The following is a 26,343-nucleotide window of genomic DNA, read 5'->3' as shown; positions in this document are numbered from 1 at the left end:
CCCACAGGGGTTACCAACCAGAGTGTTACCCACACCCACCCAGAAGTAACAACTCTCGCACCTTCCGTAACGCAATGGCTCTCAGAAAAGTTCCGTCAAATTTCGTAAAGATCGTAACTTATTGATTTATAAGGATTTTTAAAAGTTGGCATACTAAGTGCTTTACTCTTAGTACAAAAATTGAAAACAGCCAACAATAAAAATAAATGACTGTTAAAAGCCCTATAACAACTAACAATAAGTGGGGCGAAACATAATAAAAATAATGGGGCGGCCGACAATAAAAGCAATGAGTGGCCAAAACCGCAAGAACAACAATAAACAATAACAATAAAACTCAAGAAGAATAAGAATAACAACAAGCGCGTTGCAAACTGACTGAACTGTACCTGGGAGAGGGTGTTTGCTTGAAAGCAAATTGAGAGCGCAAGGAAGCCGCTGCCTTCATACTGGTAATAATAATTCCCATATTTCTTTTCCCCCGAACTTACAGGCACCCGCATATTGCGGGCGCATTCCTTTGCGTGTGTTAGAATCGCGCCCGCGAGTCCCGATCTCTGAGGATAAACAGCCACTGAGGCTCCTTTCCGGACTCGCTCCTGGGGTAGCCCAGGTATAGAGGCTCCAGCAGTGCCATCGTGAATCTCCCCAGAGGGACCACCACTTATACAGGCCGCCAACCAATGCGTGGCCAAGCACAGCGGGGCTTTCCCGGCCATCCCTAAATGGCAGCAGTCAACATAGACAGCCGTATGCTCAACAACCTGATTAGTAGTATCAAACGCTGGCGCAAGCCGGCCAGTAAAGGCCCCAGGGTTATCGCCCGCAACGACCACAGCATCTCGCGCCGAGAAATCAGCCGCGCGGCCTTAACAGTTATGAAGCGCCTTCAGGATGCCGGATACCAGGCGTATATCGTAGGTGGAGGTGTACGCGACCTGATGCTCGGCGGTCACCCCAAGGATTTCGATGTGGCCACCGACGCCACTCCAGAGCAGGCCAAGGTGCTTTTTCGCGGAGCCCGCATTGTCGGTCGCCGCTTTCGCATCCTGCACGCCCGTATAGGCCGTGAAGTTATCGAAGTGACCACCTTCCGCGGTCACCACAGCGATGGCGAGACCCACGAGGCCAAGCAGTCCGAACACGGTATGCTGCTGCGTGACAATGTCTATGGCGACCTGGAAAGTGATGCCATGCGTCGAGATTTCACAGTCAACGCGCTCTACTACACCACCAAAGGGTTTGAAATCCACGACTACACCGGCGGTGTCGAGGATATTGAAAAGCGCCTGATTCGAATGATCGGCTCCCCAGAGGTCCGCTACAAGGAAGACCCGGTGCGCATGCTGCGCGCAGTGCGCTTCGCCGCCAAGTTGGATTTCACTATTGAAGGCACGACGGAAGCTCCCCTGCACGAGCTGGCGCCACTGTTACGCAATATTGCCCCGGCTCGTCTGTTCGATGAGATTCTCAAGCTGCTGATGAGTGGCCACGGAGAGCGCACCTTTGAGCTGCTGCGCCAGTACCAGCTCTGGCAACACCTGTTCCCGGATAACGCCGCACAAATTGAGGCCAACAACGCGGCCCTGAAACTATCCCAACAAGCCCTGCGGAACACGGACCAACGTATCCGCGCCGATATGCGTGTTACCCCAGCGTTCCTCTACGCCGCCCTACTCTGGCCTGCGGTGAGCACCGAGCAACAAAAGCTGATTGCCAAGGGCACCCCACCAGCGCCAGCGCTGGCCCAAGCGGCACAAAAAGTTACCAGTTCACAGCTGGCCCACACCGCTATTCCCAAGCGCTTCTCAATCCCCATGCGGGAAATCTGGGACCTGCAACAGCGCCTGCCCCAGCGCGGTGGCAGCCGGGCCCAGCGCTTACAGGAGCACCCCCGTTTCCGCGCCGCCTACGACTTCCTGTTGCTGCGGGAAGAAAGTGGCGAGATTGAAGCGGGCCTGGGCAAATGGTGGACCGACTTCCAACAGGCCGACGATGAGCAGCGCCAGCAAATGGTGCGCAAGCTACAGCGCACAGGCAGCGGTGGGCGCCGCAACCGTAACTCTCGCGGCCGCCGTCGCAAGCCGAGAGCAGAACAGTAATGGAAACGGTATACATCGGCCTGGGCAGTAACCTGGCAGAGCCCGGCAAACAACTGCGCAGCGCCCTATCGGCCATGGAACGAATCCCCAGTACAGAATTATTGGGGTGTTCGAGCTTTTACCGAAGCGCCCCAGTCGGCCCCGGCGATCAACCCGATTACATCAATGCCGTCGCAGCATTGAAAACAGCACTGTCCCCGCTAGCACTACTGGACCAGCTCCAATCTATCGAGCTGTCCCACGGGCGCGAGCGCTCCATCCGCTGGGGCGCCCGCACCCTGGACCTGGATATCCTGCTGTTTGGGGAATCTCAAATCGATGAGCCCCGCCTACAGGTCCCACACCCGCGCATGGCCGAGCGCAACTTCGTACTGCTACCCCTTTCTGAACTGGCTCCCGCGATGGAACTGCCCGGATTGGGAGCCCTGCCAGCACTCTTACAGGGCTGCCCGGAAAACCGCCTGGAAAAGGTTTGATCGACTGAGGCTCCCCAACTACTCGACGGGCGGCCCTCTCAATAGTACTTTTGCGTTTGCAACTCATCAGGGAAGACCCCAGACAAAGAGGAGTCGCTCAAGTGGTTATCGAAAAACCCGAGACCAGCACAGCTGAACTCAACCGGTCTAATAAAACACCGCCTAAGTTTATCGCGGTGGAAGGCAATATTGGTGTGGGAAAAACCACACTGGCAAAGAAGCTGGCCTCCACATTCAATTACGACACGCTGTTGGAATTACCCGAGGAGAACCCCTTTTTGGAGCGTTTCTACCGGGACCCCCAAAATGCCGCACTGCCCACCCAGCTGCACTTTCTCCTCCAGCGATCACAGCAAATCCAGGCACTGCGGCAGGACGATATCTTTGAGCCGGTGCGGGTGTCGGACTTTTTGATCGAAAAGGACCAGCTGTTTGCTGAAGTCACCCTGGATAAGGATGAGCTGCACCTGTACCAACAGGTGTACAAACATCTCACCCTGGAAGCACCCAAGCCGGACCTGGTGATCTATTTGCAAGCCCCCCTCGATGTGCTGCAAGCCCGAATCCGCAATCGGGGAATCCCGGCTGAGCAGGCGATAAGCAATGAGTACCTCGCCACCCTCAACAACGCCTACACCCGCTTTTTCCATTTTTACGATGAGGCGCCTCTACTCATCGTCAATACCGAGGAGATCGACATTGTCGATAGCCCAGAGGACTACCAACAGCTGGTCGAATATCTGTTCACGATCACCAGTGGCCGGCACTATTACAACCCAGGAAGTTAATCGTTATGTATGCACCCTCTGAATTAGAAAAGCTCGTAACCGTTCAAACCCTGCGAAAAATGAAAGCGAATGGTGAGAAGTTTATTACCGTTGCTCTCTACGATGCCCCTATGGCTGCGATGGCACAAAAGTCCGGGGTTGAGACACTGCTCGTCGGAGATTCCCTGGGCATGACCGTGCTGGGTTACGACAGCACCGTGCCAGTGACGATGGAGCAAATGATTTACCACGTCGAGGCGGTCGCGCGCGGCAATAAGAAGTCCCTGATTATGGGGGATATGCCGTTTATGACCTACGCCACCCCAGAGCAGGCACTCCAGAATGCAACCCGGATCATGCAGGCCGGTGCACATATGGTGAAGATTGAGGGAGGCGCCTGGCTCGCCGACACCGTGAAGATCCTTACTGATCGCGGTATTCCCGTTTGCGCCCACCTGGGCCTCACTCCTCAATCAGTACACAAACTGGGAGGCTATCGCGTTCAGGGGCGCGACGAAGAACACGCCAAGCAAATTCTCGAAGACGCCTTGCAACTCGACGAAGCCGGAGCTGATCTGTTGGTGCTGGAATGTGTTCCCGCCGACCTGGCAAAGCGTATTACCGAAGCCGTATCCATGCCCACCATCGGCATAGGCGCGGGCCGCGACTGCGATGCCCAGGTACTGGTAATCAATGACATCCTGGGCCTCACCCAACAGCCCCCCAAGTTTTCCAAAAACTTCCTGGTAGAGGCCGAGGATATTCCCGGGGCCCTGCGCAAATACGCCGAGGACGTCAAACAAGGCGTTTTCCCCGGCGAGGAACACATATTTAAATAATACTCCCCTCATCCGGGTGCTTCTCACCCGGTATTTTTCTGCGGCAGGTCCCACCTGCCGCTCTCAAGCGGTAACACTATGACTTTCGACCAACTAATCCAGGATTGGCTCTCGACCAATGGCGCCACTTCTGTGCCCGAAGGCTGGACCCAGGGGCGAGCTACATTTGGCGGCCTTGTAGCCGCAATGCTGTATGAGCAGATGGCTTCAGAGCTGCCTTCTGACAGCAGCTTGCGCTCTTTTACCACCTCATTCGTAGGCCCGGTTGCCCCGGGGGAGATTAACACCCGTGCGGATGTCCTTCGCGCAGGCCGCTCTGTCACTCAGGTACAGGGGCACCTCGATCAGAATGGTGCCGTTATGCTGGCGGGCCTCGCCAGTTTTGGTCGCGGCAGGGAGTCATCCGTTCTCGCCAAAGGTCCCTTAGCACCGGAGTACCCCACCCCGGATAAATGCCTGCCCCTGCCCTATATTGAAGGTGTAGTGCCGGAATTTACACAGAAGTTCGATTACCGTATCGCATGTGGGGGCCTGCCTTTCAGCGGCGCGAAAGAGAGAGTTTTAGGTGGCTGGGTACGATTTAAGGATGGCAGTGAGAGCCATACTGGTATCAGCCACTTACTCGCACTGATCGATGCCTGGCCACCGGCGACACTCCCGATGATGAAAGAGCCGGCTCCCGCCAGCTCATTAACATGGACAGTGGAGTTTATGGAGCCACTCCCAGAGCGCACCGCTTCTGACTGGTGGCAATACGAGGCCGAAGTGGAACAGGCCGAGGATGGCTACGCAGTAATACAGGCCCGCTTGTGGGATGCCGATGGACGTTTAACCGCCCTCTCCCGCCAAATGGTCACTATCTTTGGTTAACCAGCACTCGTCGATCAACTATCCCTTTACCGCCACTCATTGAGTGCCTTGGCTCCACGGATGGAACCATTTAAACGGTCCTAAAGAATTTTGTAATTTTTCTGCAGCCTTCAGATCACTCTAAATAATACTTCCCGATCCTGCTTAACCCGCCTAACGAATCAATTATTACCTGCATAAAAATATACAACTTTGGTGATTTTTATTATTTTTTTATGAAAAAAATAATTCGCGCCGCCCTTACAGAAAAATAAAATAAAAAAAACCTCCTTTACTCCAATTTGTAATCTACGCTATCCATCATCCCCTCCATCGAAAACAAAGGGGCCGCCAGAGAAACGCCCCAATTTTCGACCCCACTACAAAACCGTCGGTAACAACAAAGTTGGAGAGCAATAATGATAAAAAGAATACTTTTTTCACTCACACTTCTATTCAGCCATTCCGCCGCAGCAGTAGATTTTGAAGACGTTTGGGATGCAATTACTTCTTGTAACTGGTTTGAATTTATTGATGATGTCGACGATACCGGCTCAAAAGACCTGGACGGCTATGAATACGGTGACACTGAATTTGCCGATGCCAATTCAGGCAGCTTTGACATGATCGTCTACAACATGGATGGATTTTTGGAGTGTATAGGCGGCAACAGCAAGTCTGACTTCAAACAAATTATTAACACTTTTGATAATAACCCCAAAGACCTCTGGTTGATGCAGGAGGCTTGGAGCAAAACCAAGGCCAATTATCTGGACGACGACGACAAGCTCGATAACGATACAGTCCCCTATCGCTCCAAACACTGGAAAGGCACTGGTACCAGCTTTGGCAATGGCCTGCTGACCTTTTCCAAGTTTCCGTTTGACCGAGATAATCGCGATGACGACGACTACACCTTCGCCACTTATGAGGAGGAAACTTTTGATAAGTGCGCAGGTAATGACTGTGATACCGAAAAAGGCTTTACCGTAGCAAAAGTTGAAGTGACCAAAAACTTCCATGTCCATGTGTACAACACCCATATGGATGCAGGACACCAAGACGATGACCTAAATGCCAAAGCCAAGCAACTCGACCAGATTGCCGATATGATCGTCGCCCATTCTAGTAATGCCACAGTCATATTAGCCGGTGACTTCAATATGGCGTTTGATGAAAATGACGACGGCTGGCGCGGTACAAACTACCAAACCTGGAAAGCATTTTTTGCCAAAACCGGCGGCAAGCATGCCTGCCAATATATGCTATCTGGCAGCGACACCAGCTTGGAAGCCTGTGCTGATGAACTTCAGGACGATACCGATCATGTCGTCGTTATTAATAACAACCCCAATTACACGCTGGACGTAACCAATTACTACATTGGCTCCGCGGAGTACACCGGGCTGAGCGACCACGACCCAGTATTTGTAGACTTCTCATGGGTTAAACACTAAACGAGCGGCACACAGCCTCTTCCGCAGGGGATCGGTAGGGGCTTAACCAATTTACCGACAAAGTGAACGACACCGGACTGAAAACACAATCCAGCTACAATTTCGCTTATTGAGGAGAACTTTAACCCACGCACAAACCGCATGCTTGGCGGTAAGGGCTTTCAGTGGACAGGATTAAGAACCTAGTTGTCGGGAGTGGTCCTGCGAGTATCGCTACAGTCAAGGCATTGCAAGATATTGGGCAAGAAGTCGAAGTCATTGACGTCTCATATGATCTTGAACATCACATTAAGCACCAGGTTCACTCCTTATCGCAAAAACATGTGGACAGCTGGAAAGATGAAGAAAAAAAACGGATTTTCCCTCCCCCCAAAGTCTCCAGCAGCGGCGTCGAAAGAAGGTATATCTTTGGGTCTGACTTTCCTTACAGAACCCCAGAACATTTTCAAGTCAACACAACCAACTGCAACACAGAGTTTTCCCATGGCTTTGGTGGCCTTGGAAACGTGTGGGGTGCAGCCATCCTTCCCTACAGCGAGCGCCAATTAAGAAACTGGCCACTCTCCCTAAGTGAACTGGCCCCATCTTATAAAAATGTTCTCCGATTTATGCCAATAAGTGCGGAGCCAGACAACCTCCAGACAAAATTCCCACTGTTTTCGGAAAATTATGAAACCCTGAAAAGAAACCCAGCAACAGATTTTATATTGCAAAAACTCACCAATGTCGAAGACAACCTCCGGGGCAATGGCATTGAGTTTGGTCGGGCTCGTTTAGCCGTGGATGCAAGTTCTGGCAAACGTGGATGTCGATATTGCGGACACTGCCTTTACGGCTGTGCATATCAATCCATCTTCAACCCCAAAACATTATTTGAAGATTTGCAAAAGGATGGTTTGACCATACACCAGGGATTTGTTGTATTGGAGCTAAAAGAGAACAAAGAGGGAGTCGAAGTTATTGCAGTTAGTATAAACGATGGAAAGGTATACAGTTTTTTTGCAGAAAAAGTCTTCTTGGCTGCGGGGCACTTCGCCACAACCACTATCGTAGCAAGATCCCTTAACCTGCTAAATACACCTATCGAGATTCAAAGCAGTCAATATTTCTTTTTTCCTTTTCTAACCTATAAAAGACACCACTATGAAATTGAGTTCACGTTAGCAGAAATTTTCCTGGAAATAGAAAACGCAAACATAAGCCCAGAACAGATTCACCTTCAACTATATGGCCGCAGTCAAATCATTGAAGACCAGGTTGCGGCTTTATTGCCATCATTTATCTCAAAAGATCTTGCCTTGGACCGTTTATATATCATTCAGGGTTTCTTATCTTCAGAAGATTCAGACACTCTGGAATTGACTTTAACTAATAAACATCCAGATAGCTCTACAGTAGAAATAAAAGGGATTGAAAACCCCAGGGCCCGCCGGGTTATAGCAAGAACTCAATCATTGATAAGGCGCAGCTTAATTAAGTTGGGGTTAGTACCTCCCTTTTACTTGAAAGTACTTCCTCCGGGGAAAAGTTACCATAGCGGTGGAAGCTTCCCAATGAAGGGGGAGCACGAAACCTTTTCCTCTGACCTGTTAGGACGGCCTGCAAACTTCAAGAACGTCCATATTGTGGATTCCGCTAACTTCCCCAATATTGCAGGTTCAACCATTGCTTATACAATAATGGCAAATGCAGATCGAATTGTAAGATCTATAAAATTTTCGTAATTAACTGCTATATCGCCAAAATTACAAGTATCCCTGAGCGACTATTGAATTCAAAAACAGCGAAAGAGCGCTACAGCCACTTTTTCCAATAGAATAAAGCGACTTGTCCGGCCAATGCCACCACCAGCAAGATGCAAAAAGCAATAAAGCCCAAGGACGACTGTCCCCAGGGAATACCGCCGACATTAATCCCAAACAATCCAGTGAGAAAGCTCAGCGGCAGGAAAACTGCCGCCACCACTGATAGTACATACATACGACTATTCAACTGATCCGAAGTGCGACTCAACAATTCCTCCTGAGCGATTGCCGCGCGCTCCCTTACCGCATCGATATCGTCGACATGGCGCTGTAACCGATCATTTACCTCTCCCAAGAGGGCGTGGCTGTGCTCATCAAACCAGGATAGGGATTCCTGCTGCAAACGCCCGAGCACCTCCCGCTGCAGGCATAAGTAGCGTCGCAATACGATAGTTCTCTTGCGTAGCCGAACCAGTAGGGAAGAGAGCTCCGAACCTCCCTTATCTAATAACAGGTTTTCCAGGTCATCGATTTTTTCTTCGAAGTCTTCGGCCCGATCACACATACGCAAGACCAACAGATCTGCCAGGGACATCAAAAGAGCCGCAGTTCCACGGGGACCAAAGCCACTGCGCAAGCGAGAAAGCAAGTCATCCTCTGACAGCAACTTCCGTCGGCCGGTACTGATAATACGGTTTTCCTCGGCCCAAATGCGAATGGCGATCATATCCTTTGCGCGCGGCTTGGATTTTCGCTCAATGCCGTACATAGCCAACATCAGCCCCTGATCCACAGTCATTACACAGGGGCGCGTTGTCTTCGCAGACAGGGTCTCTATCGCCGTAGCTGTGAGTCCACTATCCTGTTGCAGCCACTCGACGGTGTTGGTGCTGTCGTAGTCAAAATGCAGCCAGAGAATTCCCTGATCAGGTTGCCAGGATTTCACCTCTGCCCAGGAAAGCTCTCGGCCCGAGCCTTTGCGATCGAGTAAGACAGCGTAGACCAGACCAGTTTCCATAGGCTCTCATATCACCTGATATTGATTGGAGCATCACTTTCTTTACGCGACTTATTTACTGAGATGGGCCAGCTCTGCGGCGTTCTGCTCCCAGTTTTGACCATCGAAAGGTTCGACCTCCAAGTCTCCGGGTCTCTCATCAAAACAGCGCGCATTAAGACTATAGCCATCCGGGTTGGAGCGCGGCACATAAAAAGACTTAACGCCGCAATGGCGACAAAACAGGTGCTTGGCCACCCCCGTATTAAACGTATAACAATCCAGGTCTTTTTCCCCAGACTCCAGCTTAAAGTTTTCAGCGGGAATAATGACGTGCAGAAAACCCACTTTCTCACACATCGAGCAATTGCACGCATGGGCTACCAGTTTCTCCTCTGAGTCGCGCTCGTGCCGCGCCCGATAGCGAATAGCGCCACAGTGGCAACCTCCGCGAAGTTCAGTAGTAACTTTACTCATTTGAATTATTGTCCTTTTCAAATAACGGGCGGGCAGCCAACAGTGAAAACAGCGAAAGGCCCAGCAGCAGGTGGAACCAGTTTGTACGCGCCAAGCCCAGCACTCGCGGAGCGCCGGTACCCACAAACAATCCATCCATTGCAATGACTACTGCCCCTGCCCCCAGTAACAAAGGACCCGGTGGCGATAGTCGTCGCGGTGACATCAATTCCATCATTGCAACCCACAACCACAACAAAAGCCCCAGGGCGGAAAATACCTCTGTCACTTCCTGCGGCGATAACCTGCCACTTTCCGAGACGCCAATAGACGAGGCCAATACCAGCACCAGCACTACATAAGCGGGTCCCCGGGTACTCTGTCCAATACCTATCTCGAAACGTGCCCAAACCAACCCTATTCCAATTAGCAACAGCGAACTAAACCCGGATAGTTGCAGTAAAGCCCGGTGTAATTGGGTTGCCCCGGGATCAATACCGTAGCGATAGGCACCGACAATCGCGGAGACAGCGATAAATAGAAGACCCGCCATCACCAAGAGTGCAGCTGATTGGAAGCGAGCATTGGTAAGACGCCAGTACTGATTGGCAATCAGCAGTGCGGCGAGGGTGAGGAGAATGTCGATCAGCCAGAAGTTGTCCAATGTTTTGCCCTTTTTTTCCAGAATTCTAATAGAAAACCGGTAATAAGCGACAATTCTGCTTCGGCAGATACAAAAAAACCCGGCTTAAAAGCCGGGTTTTTTCAGTCCGTAGACTTAAGCTTCGTCGGAAGCTTGCTTGGCTTCTTCAGCGGCAGCTGCGTCGGCCTTGGCTTCCTTGATAGAAAGCTTGATACGTCCACGCTGGTCAACGTCGAGTACTTTAACCTTAATCTTCTCACCTTCACTCAGGTAATCAGTTACGGCATTTACGCGCTCTTCAGCGATCTGGGAGATATGCACCAGACCGTCTTTGCCCGGCAGGAAGTTAACGAACGCACCGAAGTCTACGATACGTACTACGGTACCTTCGTAGATAGCGCCAATCTCAGCTTCCGCAGTGATCTCCTCGATGCGGGTTACCGCCGCTTCCAGGCTCTCACCGTCTTCACCGAAGACTTTGATAGTGCCGTCATCTTCGATATCGATGGAGGCGCCGGTCTCTTCAGTGATGGAGCGGATAGTCGCACCGCCCTTACCGATCACGTCGCGGATCTTATCCGGATGGATCTTCAGGGTCGCGTAGCGCGGTGCGTTCTCATTCACGGTGGTACGGGAAGAGTCGATCACCTTGTTCATTTCCGCGAGGATGTGCAGACGCGCGTGCAGAGCCTGCTCCAGAGCGGTTTCCATGATCTCTTCGGTAATACCTTCGATCTTGATGTCCATCTGCAACGCGGTCACACCAGAGGCGGTACCCGCTACTTTGAAGTCCATATCGCCGAGGTGGTCCTCGTCACCGAGGATATCGGTCAGAACCGCGTAGCCTTCTTCTTCCTTCACCAGACCCATAGCGATACCGGCTACCGGTGCCTTCAGCGGAACACCCGCATCCATCAGCGCCAGGCTGGAACCACATACGGAAGCCATGGAGCTGGAACCGTTGGATTCAGTGATCTCGGAAACTACACGCACGGTGTAGGGGAAGCTGTCCGGGCTCGGCAGAACTGCAGCGATACCGCGGCGAGCGAGACGGCCGTGACCGATTTCGCGACGACCGGTAGCACCTACACGACCCGCTTCACCTACAGAGTAGGGAGGGAAGTTGTAGTGCAGCATAAAGTAGTCTTTGCGCTCACCTTCCAGGGCGTCGATGATCTGTGCATCGCCAGTGGAACCGAGGGTAGCCACTACCAGAGCCTGGGTCTCACCACGGGTGAACAGCGCAGAGCCGTGGGATTTGGGCAGAGCGCCAACTTCCACAGCGATCGAACGTACAGTTTTGCTGTCGCGACCGTCGATACGGGGCTCGCCACGCACTACAGCGCCACGCACCAGCTTCTTCTCCAGCTTGCCGAAGTAGCTTTTTACCAGATCAGCGCTAATTTCTTCAGTAGCCAGGGCTTCAGCGGCTTCGCTGCGCAGTTCCGCCAGGCGGGTGCTGCGCTCTTGCTTGTTGGTGATGCGGTAGGCTTCGGCAACCTTCTCGCCAAACTGAGCGTCCAGGGCAGCTTTCAGCTCGGTGTTTTCCGCCGGAGCCTGCCAGTCCCACTGGGGCTTGCCCGCTTCCGCTTTCAGCTCTTCACAAACCTTGATAATGGCCTGCATTTCCTGGTGTGCGTAGAGTACGGCACCCAGCATGATGTCTTCCGGCAGCTCCTGGGCTTCGGACTCCACCATCAGTACGGCGTCTTTGGTACCGGCAACGACCATGTCCAGCTCGGAGGTCTTCAGAGCTTCGTAGCCCGGGTTCAGCAGGTAGCCGTCTTGCTGGGTGTAACCCACACGTGCAGCACCGATTGGGCCAGCGAAAGGAATACCGGAAACAGACAGCGCTGCGGAAGTGCCGATCATGGCAGCGATATCCGGGTCCATGTCCTTCTCAGCGGAGAGAACAGTACACATCACCTGAACTTCGTTCATAAAGCCGTTCGGGAACAGCGGGCGGATCGGGCGATCGATAAGACGGGAAGTCAGGGTTTCTTTTTCAGACGGGCGGCCTTCACGCTTGAAGAAACCACCGGGAATTTTGCCAGCCGCGTAGGCTTTTTCTTGATAGTGCACGGACAACGGGAAGAAGCCCTGATCTGGCTTGGCTTCTTTAGCGCCGACAACAGTACACAGGACAACAGTCTCTCCCATGCTAACCAGGGCAGCACCGGTAGCCTGGCGCGCGATACGGCCGGTCTCGATGGTGACTTGGTGTTGTCCGTATTGGAAAGTTTTGCTTACTGGATTCACTAGTTTTTTTCCTATTTCCTTACGGTTACTGGCCCATTCCAGTAACCCCTACAGTGGTTGCCTGGATAGAAGTTCCAAACCTTCAATCCAGAGCGATACGGGGATGTACCGCTACCGACCCGGGTGGCCGGTGCAAACGCAGCACATCCGCCGGGATATTTGCCCCTGGGGTTGTGTTGCGAAACTGCCGAAAAGTGACAACAGCGCCACTTTTCAGCAAGCATTAAAGAAGAAAGCCCGCCAGAGGCGGGCATTCCAGGGTCTTAGCGACGCAGGCCGAGCTTAGCGATCAGCTGTGCGTAACGGTTCAGATCCTTGCGCTTCAGGTAGTCCAGCAGCTTGCGACGCTGGTTTACCATGCGGATCAGACCACGGCGAGAGTGGTGATCCTGCTTGTGCGCAGAGAAGTGACCCTGCAGTTTGTTGATGTTGGCAGTCAGCAGGGCTACCTGGACTTCCGGAGAACCGGTGTCGCCTTCAGATTGGCCGTGCTCTTTCAGGATTGCTGCTTTTTCTACTGCAGACAGTGCCATAACGATTAACCTCGTCGTAATATGCTTTAAAAGATTCGGCTGGCCCGTGCATATTTACAGACCAGCTACTCACTGTTGTGGACTTAGTCCACTGCAGTACTCTCACATCAACCGCTATCGGCTCTCACCAATATAGCGTTTTCTGCTTAAGTACTGCTTACCAGACGCCGAGGCGCTACGCACCCGTCGTCAGTAATTTCTCCTACGCCCAGAAAATCGCCATTTTCCAGGAAGAGGCGCACCATATCACCTTCTTCACCGATACGGTAGACCTGCAAATCCATTACCGGCTGCCCCTGACGCACATAGTAACCAGACTCGTCCGGAAGGGTGAGTTTGGGCAGCGAAGAGGCGGGAGAATCCACCGATAACAGGTGGTGATCCAACTCCTCCGCCATTCCCTCACCGCGCTCTGCGGTGAGTTCATCCAGGGTCACTGAATCGGCCTCGACGTAGGGACCGGCTGCGCTGCGGTGTAACTCTTCCACATAGGCACCGACACCCAGGGCCTGGCCCAGGTCTTCGGCAATACTGCGAATATAAGTGCCCTTGGAGCAGTGAACCTCAACTTCCGCACGGGGCTGGGCGCCCGGTGTAAAGCTCAGCAGCTCAAATTCAAAAACCTCTACTTGCCGCGCCTCGCGTTCAACTTCCAAGCCCTGGCGCGCCAACTTATACAGCGGCTGCCCCTTATGCTTGAGGGCCGAGTACATGGACGGCACTTGTTTGATAGGACCGCGAAAGGCTTCCATCGCTTTCAGCACGGCTTCTTCGGTCAAACCGGAAGCATCTTTGGCTTCCAGTACATCGCCATCGGCATCGCCACTGGCTGTAGTCATGCCGAAAACAAAAGTACTGCGATAGCGCTTGTCCGCATCGAGCAGGTACTGGGAAAACTTGGTTGCTTCGCCGAAACAGATCGGCAACACGCCGGTTGCCAGGGGGTCCAGCGCTCCGGTGTGACCGGCGCGATTGGCGAAAAAGAGTCGTTTGGCTTTTTGCAGGGCGTCGTTGGCGGTAATTCCGGCGGGCTTGTTCAATAACAGCACGCCGTGAACCGGCCGGCCCCATTTTGGTCTGCGGCCCATGGATTAATCTTCGTTGGAGTCGCTATCGTCATCTTGGTGTTTGCGATCTTCTTTAACCGCCTTGTCGATCAGGGCAGACAGCGCCTGGCCGCGCACCGAGGTCTCGTCGTAGCGGAAGTGCAAACGGGGAATAGTGCGAATCTGGATTGCACGCGCGAGCTGCGTGCGCAAAAAGCCGGCGGCTTTGTTCAGCACTTCGATAGAGGTATTAATTTTGCTGCGATCATCCTCACCCACCAGGGTGACAAAAACTTTAGCAACGGTTAAGTCGCGGCTGACTTCAACATCATTGACGTTGATCATACCCAGGCGAGGATCGCGAATCTCGTGTTGGATCAGCTGGGCCAGCTCGCGGCGCATGGCGTCGGCGACGCGGTCTGCGCGATGAAATTCTCTTGCCATTGTTTACCTATTGAGAATGGCGGTTTAAAGACAGGAAAACCCGCACGGCTAAGCCGCGCGGGTTTATCCTCGATCCGCTGCGGAACTCCTTAGAGTTCGCGAGCAACCTTAACGATATCGTAAACTTCGATCTGGTCACCGGACTTAACGTCGTTGTAGTCCTTAACCCCGATACCACACTCCATGCCGTTGCGCACATCTTGCACATCGTCTTTGAAGCGACGCAGGGATTCCAGTTCGCCCTGGTAGATCACAACGTTGTCGCGCAGTACGCGGATCGGCTTGTTGCGGTAGACGGTACCTTCAGTAACCATACAACCGGCAATGGCGCCAAACTTCGGTGAGCGGAACACATCGCGAACCTGGGCAATACCCACGATCTCTTCGCGTATTTCCGGATCAAGCATACCGGACAGCGCCTGCTTCACTTCGTCGAGCAGGTTGTAGATCACGCTGTAGTAACGAATCTCTACGCCTTCTGTCTCAGCAACCTTTCGGGCAGCCACATCAGCACGGGTGTTGAAGCCCAGTACGATAGCGCCGGAGGTCAGGGCCAGGTTGATATCGTTCTCGGCGATACCACCTACACCGCTGGACACGACGTTGACAGAAACTTCTTCGTTGCCGATATCCGCCAGTGCGCCCAGGATAGCTTCCAGGGAGCCGCGAACGTCCGCTTTGATAACAACCGGCAGTACTTTGCGCTCGCCGGCTTCCATGTTCGCAAACATGTTTTCCAGCTTGGCCGCCTGCTGGCGCTGCATGCGCTCACGACGCTCTTTATCACCGCGCTGTTCAGCTACTTCACGAGCTCTGCGCTCATCCGCAACCACCATGAACTCGTCACCGGCGTTGGGTGTGGTGTCCAGACCCAGCAGCTCAACCGGAGTTGAAGGGCCAGCTTCTTTAACCTGCTTGCCCAGCTCGTTGGTCATGGCGCGAACACGGCCGTAGCTCTGGCCTGCCAGTACGATATCGCCGCGCTTCAGCTCGCCGTTCTGTACCAGCAGGGTGGCCACAACACCGCGACCTTTTTCCAGGCGGGATTCGATCACAACACCTGTTGCCGGTACCTTGACCTTGGCCTTCAGCTCCAGCATCTCTGCTTGCAGGGAAATCGCTTCCAGCAGGTCGTCGATGCCTTCACCAGTGTGTGCAGACACATTGATAAACTGGGTATCACCGCCCCAGTCTTCAGGAATTACATCTTTCGCAGCCAGCTCGTTTTTAACACGATCGGGATCGGCAGCTTCTTTGTCGCACTTGTTGATTGCAACAACCAGCGGTACACCGGCAGCGCGGGCGTGGTTCACAGCTTCTTCAGTCTGCGGCATCACACCGTCGTCAGCAGCCACCACCAGGATAACCACGTCAGTCGCCTGGGCGCCACGGGCGCGCATCGCAGTAAAGGCGGCGTGTCCGGGGGTATCCAGGAAAGCGATCTCGCCCTGGCTGGTTTTCACACGGTAAGCACCGATGTGCTGGGTAATACCACCGGCCTCACCGGAAGCCACCTTGGTCTTACGGATGTAGTCCAGCAGGGAGGTTTTACCGTGGTCAACGTGACCCATAACGGTAACTACTGGTGCGCGGGACACCTCAGTGCCTTCACTGGCCTGGGTCTCGGCAACCAGCGCTTCCTCCAGCTCGCTCTCAGAGCGGAATACCACCTTGTGGCCCATCTCTTCGATGATCAGCTGTGCAGTTTCACGGTCCAGGCTCTGGTTGATAGTAACCATCTCGCCCATTTTCATCAGGCGCTTGATCAGGTCACCGGCTTTCACATTCATCTGTTTGGCCAGCTCGCCAACAGTGATGGTTTCGCCCAACTGTACTTCGTACACCTGTTTCTCCGTGGGCCTTTTAAAGCCGTGCGTAGGTTTAACCTTCAAGGTCGGACGAGACAGGGAGCGCGTGCTGCGCTTGGATGCTTCGTCTTCCTCAAATACTTCCAGCGCCTGTTCGTACAGAGCGGTTTTGCTGGATTTTTTCGGGCCGGACTTGGAGCGGCGACCGCGACGCTTACGCGGCTCGTCCTCAGAGCGATCAGCTTCAGCGGGAGCAGTGGATGCTGCCTCCAGCTTGCGACGCAGAGCTGGCTTGACCTCAGAGGTCTTCTCAGCACTTTTTGCCGGTGCTGGCTTAGCCTTGGCTGTCTGTGCAGCTTGTGCAGCTTTCTCTTTCTTTTCCTGGGCTGCGCGTCGGTCAGCTTCTACTTTAGCTTTCTTCTCTTCAAGTTCACGCTTTTCCTGCTCAGCCTGCTGCTTGCGACGCTCCATCGCGGCAATTCGCATTGCCTCGATATCGTCTGAGTAGCTTGAGCGGATTGGTGCGGCGGGCTCTGCCTTTTTCACTACGTTTTCCGCGGTCTTATCCTCTGATTTAGCCGCATCTTGATCGGCTTTTACTTCATTGCTTGCTTTCGCTTCGGCTTCAGCCTTGGCTTTTGCTTCTGCTTCGGCCTTGGCTTTCGCTTCGGCTTCAGCCTTGGCTTTCGCCTCGGCTTCGGCTTTGGCTAGCGCCTCTTCTTCCGCCGCTAGGCGTGCAGCTTCTGCCTCGGCTTCTACGCGAGCGCGTTCGGCTTCGGCCTCCAGTCTTTCCTGCTCATTTTGCAGGGCATCGACTGCCGCTTCCTGCTCGGGGCTGCTCGATTCTTCGCCTGCCGCTACGGTTTCAAGCTCAGCTTGAGGGCGCTTCACATAGGTGCGCTTCTTGCGCACTTCCACATTCACAGTCTTGCGGCCGGTGCCAGAGCCAGTCTTCAGCGTGCTTGTGGTTTTGCGCTTCAAGGTGATCTTGCGCGGCGCGGCGCCCTGCTCCCCGTGACTGCTTTTCAGGAAACTGAGCAAGACCTGCTTTTCCTCGTCTGACACCACTGCATCCACAGAGGTGTGAGGCAAACCCGCTTCTTTCATCTGCTTGAGCAGACGGTCTTCGGTGGCACCAACCGATTTGGCGAGTTCACTAACTGTTACTTCGGCCATTCTCTCTCCTAAAAGTCACTTGGTCGGAGGGGGTTACTTATACGTAAGTTATTTTTCGCTGCACTTAAGCTTCTTCGCCGCTGTCATCGGCAAACCAGGGCTCACGCGCCTTCATAATCAGCGCTGCAGCGCGCTCCTGGTCGAGACCTTCGATATCCAGCAGGTCATCGACAGCCTGCTCTGCCAGGTCTTCCATCGTGGAAATACCACGGCTGGCCAGCTGGAATGCCAGCTGGCGCTCCATACCGTCCATATTCAAAAGGTCTTCCTGGGGCTCAGATGCATCCAGCTTCTCTTCGGATGCCAGCGCTTGGGTCAACAGGGTGTCCTTGGCGCGGGCGCGCAGCTCCTCAGCGATATCCTCATCGAAGCCCTCAATTGCGAGCATCTCTTCGATGGGTACATAAGCTACTTCTTCCAGAGAGGCAAAGCCCTCTTCAACCAGTACACCAGCAACGTCTTCATCGATATCCAGGCGATCCATAAACACCTGCATGATGGAGCTGGACTCGGCTTCCTGCTTGCTCTGCCACTCGTCACTGCTCATGACATTGATCTGCCACTGGGTCAGCTCGGAGGCCAAGCGCACATTCTGGCCGCTGCGGCCGATAGCCATTGCGAGGTTTTCCTCTGCCACGGCTACGTCCATAGAACCAGTGTCTTCGTCGACTACGATGGATTCAATTTCTGCTGGCGCCATCGCATTGATAACGAACTGAGCGGGGTTTTCGTCCCATAGAACGATATCTACGCGCTCGCCAGACAGCTCGTTGGATACCGCCTGAACACGCGCGCCGCGCATGCCCACACAAGCACCCACCGGGTCGATGCGACCGTCGTTGGTATTTACAGCGATTTTTGCACGCAGACCGGGATCGCGGGCCGCGCCTTTAATTTCGATTACCTGCTCGGAAATTTCCGGCACTTCAATGCGGAACAATTCGACAATCATTTCCGGGCAGGAGCGGCTCAGCATCAGCTGGGGGCCGCGGGCTTCCGGTTGGATTTCCAACAGGATTGCGCGCACGCGATCACCGAGTCGGAAAATTTCGCGACCAACCAGCTGATCGCGGGGCAGGCGCGCTTCGGCGTTATTACCCAGGTCTACAGCGATAAAGTCGCGGGTCACCTTCTTCACAGTGCCGCTAACCATCTCACCGACGCGATCGCGGTACTCGTCTACAACCTTGGCGCGCTCGGCTTCACGTACCTTTTGTACGATGACCTGCTTTGCAGTCTGTGCAGCGATGCGGCCAAATTCTACATTTTCCACCTGCTCGCGGAAAACATCACCTGCTTTCAGGTCAGCATCTTTTTCGTGAGCTTCTTCCAGGGTGAACTGGGTACCCAACTCAGCCAAGACTTCATCACCGACCACTTCCCAGCTGCGGAAAGTCTCGTAATCGCCTGAACGACGATCAATGATAACCTCAATGGTTGAATCTTCGTCGTAGCGCTTCTTCGTGGCCGTTGCCAATGCCGCTTCGATGGCCTGGAAAATAATCTCCTGGTCAACGCCCTTCTCGTTGGATACCGCCTCGGCTACCAGCAAGATCTCTTTGTTCATGCAACTGTGCCTCAAAATCGCCTGAGCTCAGGCTCCTACAGGTTATTTGGTAAATTGGGGAATGATATTTGCTTTTTCGATACTGTCGATCGGCAAAAGGTATTCGTTTTCACTATCTACACGCAGAACCACTTCATCACCCTCTACACCGGCCAGCAGTCCGCGCCACTTACGCTGCCCATCCAGAGGCATACGCAGGCGAACTTCAATCTGGGCGCCGATAAAGCGCTCGTACTGGGCCAGCTTATAAAGAGGGCGGTCGAGCCCTGGGGAAGAGACTTCAAGTGTGTACTTACTACTGATGGGATCTTCCACATCCAGTACAGCACTGGATTGGCGGCTCACTTTCTCGCAATCCTCAACGGAAATACCGTTTTCGGAGTCGATATAAATGCGCAGCAGCGCGTTGCGACCGTGGGTTTGGTACTCAATACCCCACAACTCACACCCCAGCGATGCCACCACCGGCGCCAGAAGCTCTTCCAGCAATTCGCGTTTGCTCGCCATTCTCGTCACCACATACAAAAAATGGGCCTACGGCCCACTTCGAAAAATATCTGCAACTTTTCTTGCAGATACGAAAAAGCCCCTGACGGGGCTTTGACCGCACATTCGTGCAGTCAGTGTGCACGAATGCAAAATTTGGTAGCGGGGGCAGGATTTGAACCTACGACCTTCGGGTTATGAGCCCGACGAGCTACCAGGCTGCTCCACCCCGCAACAACGAAAGCGCAATCAAAGTTCCCCTAAGGGAAGTTGGTAGCGGGGGCAGGATTTGAACCTACGACCTTCGGGTTATGAGCCCGACGAGCTACCAGGCTGCTCCACCCCGCAACAACAAATGCGCAATCAAATATTTTACCCGAAGGTAAAATTGGTAGCGGGGGCAGGATTTGAACCTACGACCTTCGGGTTATGAGCCCGACGAGCTACCAGGCTGCTCCACCCCGCAACAACTCCAAGAAACAAAGCCTGGTTGATCTTTGTTTCCCTGCGGCGGGACCAGCCCAACCACTCAAGAGGCTGCGCATTCTATTGGTGCTGACCCGGTGAGTCAAGCCGTAATTGGCATTTGTTTTCACCGGGGGGTTAAAGCCGTCTCTACCATCTCGCAAATCAGTATAGAAAAGGAAGAAAATCCCGCAAGCAGGCCACTTCCATATACCGTCTTCTTTCTTGCACATGTACTTTTTATAAAAAGAACGAAGAGTAAAACTCTCTTAACAAGCCTCTGAATAAGCTAGCGAGTTAACTGGTGCACTATTGCTTTTCGAATTGGGGGAAAGCGATCACTGACCCGCAACACCATTTTGCGCAGCAACTTGGCCGGCAGGCGATCGTCGGTAAACAAATCCACCACCCTATTAGTTCCAGAGTAAATCGGCTTGGATTCAACCCGGTGCAGCATCTGGTAACGGGCCAGGGCCCGAGTCAGCTTGGCCGGGTTATATAGACGGCTAACACTATCCAGTTGACGGGCCAAAGTATCCGCACCGGCCAAGCCCAAATTAAATCCATGTGCGGTCACTGGATGCATTCCCACAGCGGCATCTCCCACCAAGGCAAAGCGCTCAGCGAAAAAGTGATGTGCGTATACCGCAACCAATGGATAACAGTGGCGCTCACCAAAAGCTTCGACACCGCCGAGCTGGGACGCGCTTTCGCGGGATACGTGCCCGGCAAACTCTTCATTACCCATCGCCATAATCTGGGCAGAGAGACTGGCGGGAACAGTAACCACGGCCGATGAAATATTTGCCTTGGGCAAAGGTAACAGCGCCAGTGTCGAGCCGTAGCGGAAACACTCCCGGGCAATACCATCGTGGGGTAATTCGGTGCGTACAGGGCCGACAATCGCCACTCGGCCAAAGTCGCGCATATCGGCGCCAATTCCCGCCATGCGTCGCACTTCAGAAAAACGGCTGTCGGCTGCAACCACCAGGGAAGCGCGCACGCCCTCCCCCTCTGCCAGTTCAAGATGACGCATGGCGCCACTCAATGTCATCCCGGTAACGGTCGAGTTATCGAGCAGCGTTATATTCTCAGTCTCCAAAACTGTCTCATATAGGATTCGCCGGATTGCAGAGTTGGAGACAATAAAACCCAGAGGCCCCCTCTCTCCCGGGCTAAAGTGGAGTGTCGAAGGGGAATTGCCGTCGACTACTTCGGCAGCATTTAGCGGGCTAATCTCTTCCGGGGATAATCTCTGCCAAGCCCCCAGTTCTTGCAGCAGCTTGTAGGATTTATGTGTCAGAGCAATCTCGCGGCCATCGTCAACGGGAGCGGACAGCGCCGACTTATCCTGGCGCTCAATAATTGCCACCTGACACCCTTTGCGGGCGAGCATCACCGCCAAGGAAAGTCCCGCCGGTCCAGCACCTACGATAGCTACATCGGACTCCGTCATTTTCACACCCCTGATTTGCACGCAACAAATACAAGTCACTCTAGTGACTCACATCCGGGATAAACTGATCCAGATCAGGTTAAAGCCAATCCCAAGCCGCTCTACAGAGGTATAAATTGGTGAACTTTAGGGGTATAAAATATCACGCCCGCCACCAGCGCTTCTGAAAAACTGGAGCACCATGGAGTTCAAATATGGAACTTGAAATTCATTTCATTAACGCCTTTACCGACAAAGTCTTTCACGGAAATTCAGCCGGAGTTGTTGTTACTGAGGATTGGCTGGATGAAAATTTAATGCAGTCCATCGCTGCAGAAAATAATCTTTCCGAAACCGCGTTTCTGGTAAAACGCCCGGATACCAGTTATGGAATTCGCTGGTTTTCACCGTTAACGGAAATTGATTTTTGTGGTCATGCCACCCTGGCGTCAGCCCATGTTCTTTTTTCTCAAGACCCTCAATGCGAGCAACTCCAGCTCCATGCTGCCCCTGTGGGCAAAATGACAATAAGCCGAGGGGAAAATGGAATTATTTCCATGGACTTCCCACGAAGGGAGCCACAACCCATAGATCGCATACCGCCGGAATTACTGAAGGGGCTTTCAATAACACCAAGCCAGGTGTTACTTAACAACCAAGCTTACTTTGCCATCTACGATAGTGAGCGAGACGTTTTGGATGTGCAGCAGGATGCGAGCAGCCTGCGAAAGCTCGCCCCCTACGATGTGGTCGTTACGGCAAAATCCGATAGGTACGATTTTATCTCCCGATACTTCTGGCCATCCAATGGTGGTGCCGAAGATCCGGTGACCGGTTCTATTCACACAGGGCTCGCCCCTTACTGGTCACAAATTCTGGATAAGAAAGAGCTGATCGCCTATCAAGCCTCCAAGCGCGGCGGCCTGCTGAATTGCACCATCGCCGGGGACAGGGTCATTATCTCAGGCAAAGCAGTACCCTATTTGAGCGGGACCATACGGGTTTGATACCCCAAAAACCCACCGAGACATCCAAAATAAATCACAATTTCCCCCAATTACGATAAGTACAACTAAATAGAGGAGCACTGAGCAATGGAACAAAAAGGATCGTGCCTATGCGGCACTATTAACTTCGAAATTGAAGGTGACTTTGGGGGCTTCTTTCTCTGCCACTGTAGTTACTGCCGCAAAGATACCGGTTCAGCTCATGCAGCAAACCTATTCTTCGCATCAGCGAAACTTGAATGGCTATCCGGTGCAGAACAGGTCAAAACCTTTAAGTTAGCAGGGACGAGGCACAGCAAAAGCTTTTGCAATCAATGCGGTTCCGCAGTGCCACGAGAAGATCCTGAAATTGGCCTCTTAGCGGTTCCCGCTGGCAGCCTGGATCGCCCAATAGATGTAAGGCCTAATGCCCATATCTTTATGGCCAGTAAAGCCGAGTGGGACCGGGAACTGGAAACAGTACCTAAAGTAGACAAACTACCCAAGGTAGCTAGTGCGGACTCTGAATAGACCTGTTAATGATCGCTTTACTAGACCACAGTTGCTGCGATGATAAGGTTTCTCGCAGCAACTGAAGATCACATAGAGAGCATTAGCCGGGATGACCGTCAACGCGCGGCTGGAAAAGCACCGGGGTGTAATACAGCAGGAAAAGCGTGTAACCGACTACCCAGGCAATAATTGCTGCGAGCAAACCACTCGGGGCGGGTGCCCAAAAAACACGTGCGAGAGCAGACAACGCTAGAGCCATAAAAGCCAGGGGCATCAAGCGCGGCGCCTTCAATATCCGACCTGTGTGGCCGAGACTGACGCGGCTGGTCATAGACAAGATCAATCCGCCAATACCGCCAACGGCAAATGCGTGTAAAGCGGGACTCTGCCAGGAAGGGGCAATTTGGCTCCAGGCCAGAGCCGCGAGAAAACACCCCAAAATAACTAACCAGTAGCTCACATGCAGAGACCAAACCATCGGTTCTGCCCATATTTTTGTCGGGTGCCAGCGAACTACCCGGATCACCTGGAAAATACCCAGAGAGACCGCAAAAAAGGCCCAAACCATTTGCGGCAAACCAACAGCCACCGATAGCAACAAGCCCACCGCAGCAATATGGGTACCCCACTCTACAGCCGGTATCTTATCTCTTGGGCTCAAGTGAAAGCGGCGCGCCGTAAAGAAGGGTATAACCCGCCCGCCGATTATCAGAATAATCGCCGTCACCAACAGCAAAGCCAGCAAGGCGATTCGGCTCTGTGCCCCTGGCAGCAACCAGTGGCTAGCGGACAATGCAGCAAACATCAGCATCGCAGGCAATACAAACATATTTCGCCACTGCTTGGTTCGCAACACCCTGGCTCCGAGCAAAAACGCTGAGAACAGGAAAAAGGAGACTTCAGCAATCACCGGCATCCAAATAGGGACCGCCGCCAACAGGTAACCCAAACGGGCCAAGAGCCACAGGCCGACCAAAGCAATAAGTTGGGTTCCCTTTGGCGAGGGGATACCAGTCCAGGTTTGCATGGCCGTGCCGAGAAAACCCACAACAACGGTAGCCGCGAACCCAAACAGCATCTCATGGGAGTGCCAGACTACCCCCATTCGAAAAGCCGGCATCTGCCAACCGAATAACTGCCCCTGCCAGATAACCAGGGCAACCATACTCCACAGAGCAGCTCCCCAGAAAAAAGGGCGAAACGGCATACGCCAAATAGGTGCAATAGACTCCGCGCGCGCGCGGTCAACGATAGGTATCAAAATCCATTCTCCTTACCAACTACGGGAACACCAGGCTCCCTACACAAATAATTCGCAGTACAAGACCACCCCGACAGGCCTGCTTTGCTTGGAGAATCAAAGGCGTCCTAAAAAAAGCAGGACACAGGGGTTTATCTGTCCGGCGGCGCCGCAACCTAGGCAAAAGCGCCGACTTTTCAGTCATCCGCATCAGTGCGGGATATCGCCCGAGATTCCATTTCCAGGGATTGGGAAAGAGCCCTATTCTCACTCAATTAACAAAAATAGTTAACAAAAAAATGAGTAGTCTGTGAATTATTCTAACTAGGGTGAAGAATCTTTTTCTGTGTAGATAACCTGAAAAAAAACCACACGTTTTATAGGGTTATTTCTATTTTCAGGAAAAACTGGGCAAAGGTGAAGTGGACTTGAAGTATCTCACAAGTTTACTCAAATTGGGAAGCACTTCCATTTACAGAAACATACACGGAGCCACCAATAAACAAACACTCAACCAGGAATAAAGCTTGAACCTATTTCCCTAGTAATTCAGTACTTATCTCTCATATACAAACCATTATATTTTCACCATAATTTTATATGGCAATCATTACACGGTGCCCAGTGCCGGCAAGATACAGCCTAAGTTAAAGATTTACGCCAGCCTGTGCAGTGGAGGAATTATGCTCATACCAGGCTATCTTATCGCGGCATCAACCTTACTATTCTGCTGCCAGGCCCTCGCAACCAACACTTATATCCTGTCACAACAGGGTATTGGCAATCGGGCTATAGGGGACCAAAGCGACCCAACCATCATTAACAATCTCATCATGCAAACACAAGATGGTGAATTTAATAATGTGGTGGCTCAGCAATCCAACGGCAATACTGAAGGATCTATTATCCAGTTGCAGAGAGGCGTATCAAACGAGCTAATGTCAGTCCAATCCAGCAGCCTGGGTAGCACGACATCAGTCTCCCAGCTTAATGTTCTCAACAAGGCCGAAACCTCACAGACAAGTACACTGTTTAGCACTATAAGCATCAGTCAGGAACAATCCTTAAATCATATTACGAGCATACAAAACCTTTCCACTGGTACAACTGCTAACATCTCGCAGATAGGAACCCTAAATTTTTCGGAATCTATCCAAGATGATGTTGCTCTTAGTGATGTCTCTATTAGCCAGTTAGGTAATTTTAATAGAGCTGAGATTATCGATAAAGAAAGTGGCATAGCAAACTCTGCCAGTATTATCCAAAGTGGAAGCCAGAATATTGATACTAGAATTATCCTGATACAGTCTCTGGGAACCAATAATCAAATTCAACAATTTGGCAATAACAACACTGCCCGGATAACAAATACTAACGGCGCCTTTAATACCAACTCAATAGTACAACTTACAGATTCCAGTGCTACTAACATCCAAACAAGCAACTCTATTCAGGGATTTAACAGTTCCATCCAGCAAGGACAGAGTAATCGCGCTTCTATAATTGTTAATCTTGCTCAAAACAACCAGGCCTTTACATCTCAAAGTGGAACAAACAACGGGTCCACAATCAACCAGATAAACATCAATAATTTTTCCGAGATAACACAAACAGGAACAAGTAATAGCGCCACGTCAATACAACTCGCTATTGAAGGGGCCAGTAGTGTTGTCACACAAAGTGGATCGGATAATAGTGCTGATATTAGTCAAAGTGGATCAGTCTCTGAGGCAGCTATAGACCAGGAATTTGATCAAAACACATTAATAGCCATTCAAGATGGCTTTAGTGCAAGACTACAGTTGCTGCAACAAGGCCAACAGAATCAAGTAAGTTCAACGCAGTCTGGTTATATTGATGATGCGGACATCATTCAACTGGGTGAGCTAAACACTATCAATCTCACTCAAACCGGCAGCTTTAATAGTGCAGAGCTACTACAACTAGGTACAGACAACTTTCTCCAGGTAATTCAATTGAGTTTTGGTACTACTATCTCCATTTCACAGATTGGCAGTAACAATTCTGCGATATACATACAGTAGAGAAAGAGG

General features: G+C 52.3%; 23 protein-coding genes and 3 tRNA genes. 10 read left to right on the top strand and 16 right to left on the bottom strand.

Annotated elements, in window-relative coordinates:
- Window positions 1-95 precede the first annotated feature (95 nt).
- Complete coding sequence (locus ACJJI6_RS21035) at window positions 96-719, bottom strand: hypothetical protein (protein ID WP_475711969.1); 624 nt, start codon at window positions 717-719, stop codon at window positions 96-98.
- 6 nt (window positions 720-725) lie between these two features.
- Between ACJJI6_RS21035 and pcnB the strand changes: the two genes are divergently transcribed.
- From pcnB to ACJJI6_RS21000, 7 genes are all read left to right on the top strand, one after another.
- Window positions 726-2,102, top strand: a complete 1,377-nt coding sequence (gene pcnB / locus ACJJI6_RS21030; protein ID WP_413663175.1) for a polynucleotide adenylyltransferase PcnB — start codon at window positions 726-728, stop codon at window positions 2,100-2,102.
- Entirely contained in the window at window positions 2,102-2,578 is a 477-nt protein-coding gene (folK, locus tag ACJJI6_RS21025) for a 2-amino-4-hydroxy-6-hydroxymethyldihydropteridine diphosphokinase (protein WP_282931421.1), read from the top strand. Before pcnB ends, folK begins: the two co-directional genes overlap by 1 nt.
- Before the next feature lie 101 nt (window positions 2,579-2,679).
- Window positions 2,680-3,366 carry a deoxynucleoside kinase gene (locus ACJJI6_RS21020; RefSeq protein WP_413663176.1) on the top strand — a complete coding sequence of 229 codons (687 nt, stop codon included), beginning with the start codon at window positions 2,680-2,682 and terminating at the stop codon, window positions 3,364-3,366.
- Window positions 3,367-3,371: 5 nt separating this feature from the next.
- The gene (gene panB, locus ACJJI6_RS21015) at window positions 3,372-4,184 is read left to right on the top strand and encodes a 3-methyl-2-oxobutanoate hydroxymethyltransferase (RefSeq protein ID WP_413663177.1); all 813 of its coding nucleotides are present in this window, start codon (window positions 3,372-3,374) and stop codon (window positions 4,182-4,184) included.
- Between the two features lie 78 nt (window positions 4,185-4,262).
- Window positions 4,263-5,054 (top strand): acyl-CoA thioesterase, encoded by a 792-nt coding sequence (locus ACJJI6_RS21010; RefSeq protein ID WP_475711968.1) that lies wholly within the window; start codon window positions 4,263-4,265, stop codon window positions 5,052-5,054.
- Between the two features lie 398 nt (window positions 5,055-5,452).
- Window positions 5,453-6,490, top strand: coding sequence for an endonuclease/exonuclease/phosphatase family protein (locus tag ACJJI6_RS21005; protein WP_445362411.1), 1,038 nt, complete (start codon window positions 5,453-5,455; stop codon window positions 6,488-6,490).
- Between the two features lie 164 nt (window positions 6,491-6,654).
- On the top strand, window positions 6,655-8,214 hold the full coding sequence (locus ACJJI6_RS21000; protein WP_475711967.1) for a Rossmann-fold NAD(P)-binding domain-containing protein: 1,560 nt from the start codon (window positions 6,655-6,657) through the stop codon (window positions 8,212-8,214).
- A gap of 70 nt (window positions 8,215-8,284) precedes the next feature.
- On the opposite strand, the gene ACJJI6_RS20995 is transcribed toward ACJJI6_RS21000, so the two are convergent.
- The 14 genes from ACJJI6_RS20995 to ubiM all read right to left on the bottom strand — a co-directional run bounded on the left by ACJJI6_RS20995 (window position 8,285) and on the right by ubiM (window position 21,571).
- The gene (locus ACJJI6_RS20995) at window positions 8,285-9,253 is read right to left on the bottom strand and encodes a zinc transporter ZntB (protein ID WP_475711966.1); all 969 of its coding nucleotides are present in this window, start codon (window positions 9,251-9,253) and stop codon (window positions 8,285-8,287) included.
- Between the two features lie 51 nt (window positions 9,254-9,304).
- Entirely contained in the window at window positions 9,305-9,709 is a 405-nt protein-coding gene (locus tag ACJJI6_RS20990; RefSeq protein WP_413663182.1) for a GFA family protein, read from the bottom strand.
- Window positions 9,702-10,352 carry a hypothetical protein gene (locus ACJJI6_RS20985; protein ID WP_413663183.1) on the bottom strand — a complete coding sequence of 217 codons (651 nt, stop codon included), beginning with the start codon at window positions 10,350-10,352 and terminating at the stop codon, window positions 9,702-9,704. Before ACJJI6_RS20985 ends, ACJJI6_RS20990 begins: the two co-directional genes overlap by 8 nt.
- 114 nt (window positions 10,353-10,466) lie before the next feature.
- Entirely contained in the window at window positions 10,467-12,590 is a 2,124-nt protein-coding gene (pnp, locus tag ACJJI6_RS20980; protein ID WP_444911446.1) for a polyribonucleotide nucleotidyltransferase, read from the bottom strand.
- A gap of 263 nt (window positions 12,591-12,853) precedes the next feature.
- The gene (gene rpsO, locus ACJJI6_RS20975; protein ID WP_252083174.1) at window positions 12,854-13,123 is read right to left on the bottom strand and encodes a 30S ribosomal protein S15; all 270 of its coding nucleotides are present in this window, start codon (window positions 13,121-13,123) and stop codon (window positions 12,854-12,856) included.
- Between the two features lie 146 nt (window positions 13,124-13,269).
- The gene (gene truB / locus ACJJI6_RS20970; RefSeq protein ID WP_445358914.1) at window positions 13,270-14,211 is read right to left on the bottom strand and encodes a tRNA pseudouridine(55) synthase TruB; all 942 of its coding nucleotides are present in this window, start codon (window positions 14,209-14,211) and stop codon (window positions 13,270-13,272) included.
- Between the two features lie 3 nt (window positions 14,212-14,214).
- Window positions 14,215-14,613 carry a 30S ribosome-binding factor RbfA gene (rbfA, locus tag ACJJI6_RS20965; RefSeq protein WP_108734361.1) on the bottom strand — a complete coding sequence of 133 codons (399 nt, stop codon included), beginning with the start codon at window positions 14,611-14,613 and terminating at the stop codon, window positions 14,215-14,217.
- 89 nt (window positions 14,614-14,702) lie between these two features.
- A complete protein-coding gene (gene infB, locus ACJJI6_RS20960; protein ID WP_413663185.1) occupies window positions 14,703-17,597 on the bottom strand; it encodes a translation initiation factor IF-2 in 2,895 nt (964 codons plus the stop codon).
- 64 nt (window positions 17,598-17,661) lie between these two features.
- On the bottom strand, window positions 17,662-19,164 hold the full coding sequence (gene nusA, locus ACJJI6_RS20955) for a transcription termination factor NusA (RefSeq protein WP_413663186.1): 1,503 nt from the start codon (window positions 19,162-19,164) through the stop codon (window positions 17,662-17,664).
- Between the two features lie 42 nt (window positions 19,165-19,206).
- On the bottom strand, window positions 19,207-19,671 hold the full coding sequence (gene rimP, locus ACJJI6_RS20950; protein ID WP_108734364.1) for a ribosome maturation factor RimP: 465 nt from the start codon (window positions 19,669-19,671) through the stop codon (window positions 19,207-19,209).
- A 136-nt stretch (window positions 19,672-19,807) separates the two neighbouring features.
- A tRNA-Met gene (locus tag ACJJI6_RS20945) sits at window positions 19,808-19,884 on the bottom strand.
- Between the two features lie 37 nt (window positions 19,885-19,921).
- Window positions 19,922-19,998, bottom strand: a tRNA-Met gene (locus tag ACJJI6_RS20940).
- A 41-nt stretch (window positions 19,999-20,039) separates the two neighbouring features.
- Window positions 20,040-20,116 (bottom strand) — tRNA-Met (locus ACJJI6_RS20935).
- Window positions 20,117-20,404: 288 nt separating this feature from the next.
- On the bottom strand, window positions 20,405-21,571 hold the full coding sequence (gene ubiM, locus ACJJI6_RS20930; RefSeq protein ID WP_445355753.1) for a 5-demethoxyubiquinol-8 5-hydroxylase UbiM: 1,167 nt from the start codon (window positions 21,569-21,571) through the stop codon (window positions 20,405-20,407).
- A gap of 194 nt (window positions 21,572-21,765) precedes the next feature.
- Here ubiM and ACJJI6_RS20925 point away from each other — a divergent pair, with 194 nt between their 5' ends.
- Together ACJJI6_RS20925 and ACJJI6_RS20920 are read left to right on the top strand one after the other, a co-directional pair.
- On the top strand, window positions 21,766-22,557 hold the full coding sequence (locus ACJJI6_RS20925) for a PhzF family protein (protein ID WP_444925810.1): 792 nt from the start codon (window positions 21,766-21,768) through the stop codon (window positions 22,555-22,557).
- 87 nt (window positions 22,558-22,644) lie between these two features.
- Window positions 22,645-23,067: a GFA family protein gene (locus ACJJI6_RS20920; protein WP_475711965.1), complete on the top strand. Its 423-nt coding sequence runs from the start codon at window positions 22,645-22,647 to the stop codon at window positions 23,065-23,067.
- 82 nt (window positions 23,068-23,149) lie between these two features.
- On the opposite strand, the gene ACJJI6_RS20915 is transcribed toward ACJJI6_RS20920, so the two are convergent.
- The gene (locus ACJJI6_RS20915) at window positions 23,150-24,310 is read right to left on the bottom strand and encodes an NnrS family protein (RefSeq protein WP_445358918.1); all 1,161 of its coding nucleotides are present in this window, start codon (window positions 24,308-24,310) and stop codon (window positions 23,150-23,152) included.
- Window positions 24,311-25,122: 812 nt separating this feature from the next.
- Here ACJJI6_RS20915 and ACJJI6_RS20910 point away from each other — a divergent pair.
- Window positions 25,123-26,334 carry a hypothetical protein gene (locus ACJJI6_RS20910; RefSeq protein WP_475711964.1) on the top strand — a complete coding sequence of 404 codons (1,212 nt, stop codon included), beginning with the start codon at window positions 25,123-25,125 and terminating at the stop codon, window positions 26,332-26,334.
- The last annotated feature ends 9 nt before the right edge of the window (window positions 26,335-26,343 follow it).

Source organism: Microbulbifer maximicatervae (SeqCode) (assembly GCF_056232625.1).
This window is presented reverse-complemented; position numbering and strand designations above follow the sequence as displayed.

Coding starts and splice junctions, on each gene's coding strand:
- ACJJI6_RS21005 (WP_445362411.1), top strand. CDS start 5,453: ATGATAAAAAGAATACTTTTTTCACTCACACTTCTATTCAGCCATTCC.
- ACJJI6_RS20990 (WP_413663182.1), bottom strand. CDS start 9,709: ATGAGTAAAGTTACTACTGAACTTCGCGGAGGTTGCCACTGTGGCGCT.
- ubiM (WP_445355753.1), bottom strand. CDS start 21,571: ATGACGGAGTCCGATGTAGCTATCGTAGGTGCTGGACCGGCGGGACTT.
- ACJJI6_RS20995 (WP_475711966.1), bottom strand. CDS start 9,253: ATGGAAACTGGTCTGGTCTACGCTGTCTTACTCGATCGCAAAGGCTCG.
- ACJJI6_RS20910 (WP_475711964.1), top strand. CDS start 25,123: ATGCAAACACAAGATGGTGAATTTAATAATGTGGTGGCTCAGCAATCC.
- panB (WP_413663177.1), top strand. CDS start 3,372: ATGTATGCACCCTCTGAATTAGAAAAGCTCGTAACCGTTCAAACCCTG.
- nusA (WP_413663186.1), bottom strand. CDS start 19,164: ATGAACAAAGAGATCTTGCTGGTAGCCGAGGCGGTATCCAACGAGAAG.
- ACJJI6_RS21010 (WP_475711968.1), top strand. CDS start 4,263: ATGACTTTCGACCAACTAATCCAGGATTGGCTCTCGACCAATGGCGCC.
- rpsO (WP_252083174.1), bottom strand. CDS start 13,123: ATGGCACTGTCTGCAGTAGAAAAAGCAGCAATCCTGAAAGAGCACGGC.
- pcnB (WP_413663175.1), top strand. CDS start 726: ATGGCAGCAGTCAACATAGACAGCCGTATGCTCAACAACCTGATTAGT.
- ACJJI6_RS20925 (WP_444925810.1), top strand. CDS start 21,766: ATGGAACTTGAAATTCATTTCATTAACGCCTTTACCGACAAAGTCTTT.
- ACJJI6_RS20920 (WP_475711965.1), top strand. CDS start 22,645: ATGGAACAAAAAGGATCGTGCCTATGCGGCACTATTAACTTCGAAATT.
- infB (WP_413663185.1), bottom strand. CDS start 17,597: ATGGCCGAAGTAACAGTTAGTGAACTCGCCAAATCGGTTGGTGCCACC.
- folK (WP_282931421.1), top strand. CDS start 2,102: ATGGAAACGGTATACATCGGCCTGGGCAGTAACCTGGCAGAGCCCGGC.
- rbfA (WP_108734361.1), bottom strand. CDS start 14,613: ATGGCAAGAGAATTTCATCGCGCAGACCGCGTCGCCGACGCCATGCGC.
- rimP (WP_108734364.1), bottom strand. CDS start 19,671: ATGGCGAGCAAACGCGAATTGCTGGAAGAGCTTCTGGCGCCGGTGGTG.
- ACJJI6_RS21035 (WP_475711969.1), bottom strand. CDS start 719: ATGGCCGGGAAAGCCCCGCTGTGCTTGGCCACGCATTGGTTGGCGGCC.
- truB (WP_445358914.1), bottom strand. CDS start 14,211: ATGGGCCGCAGACCAAAATGGGGCCGGCCGGTTCACGGCGTGCTGTTA.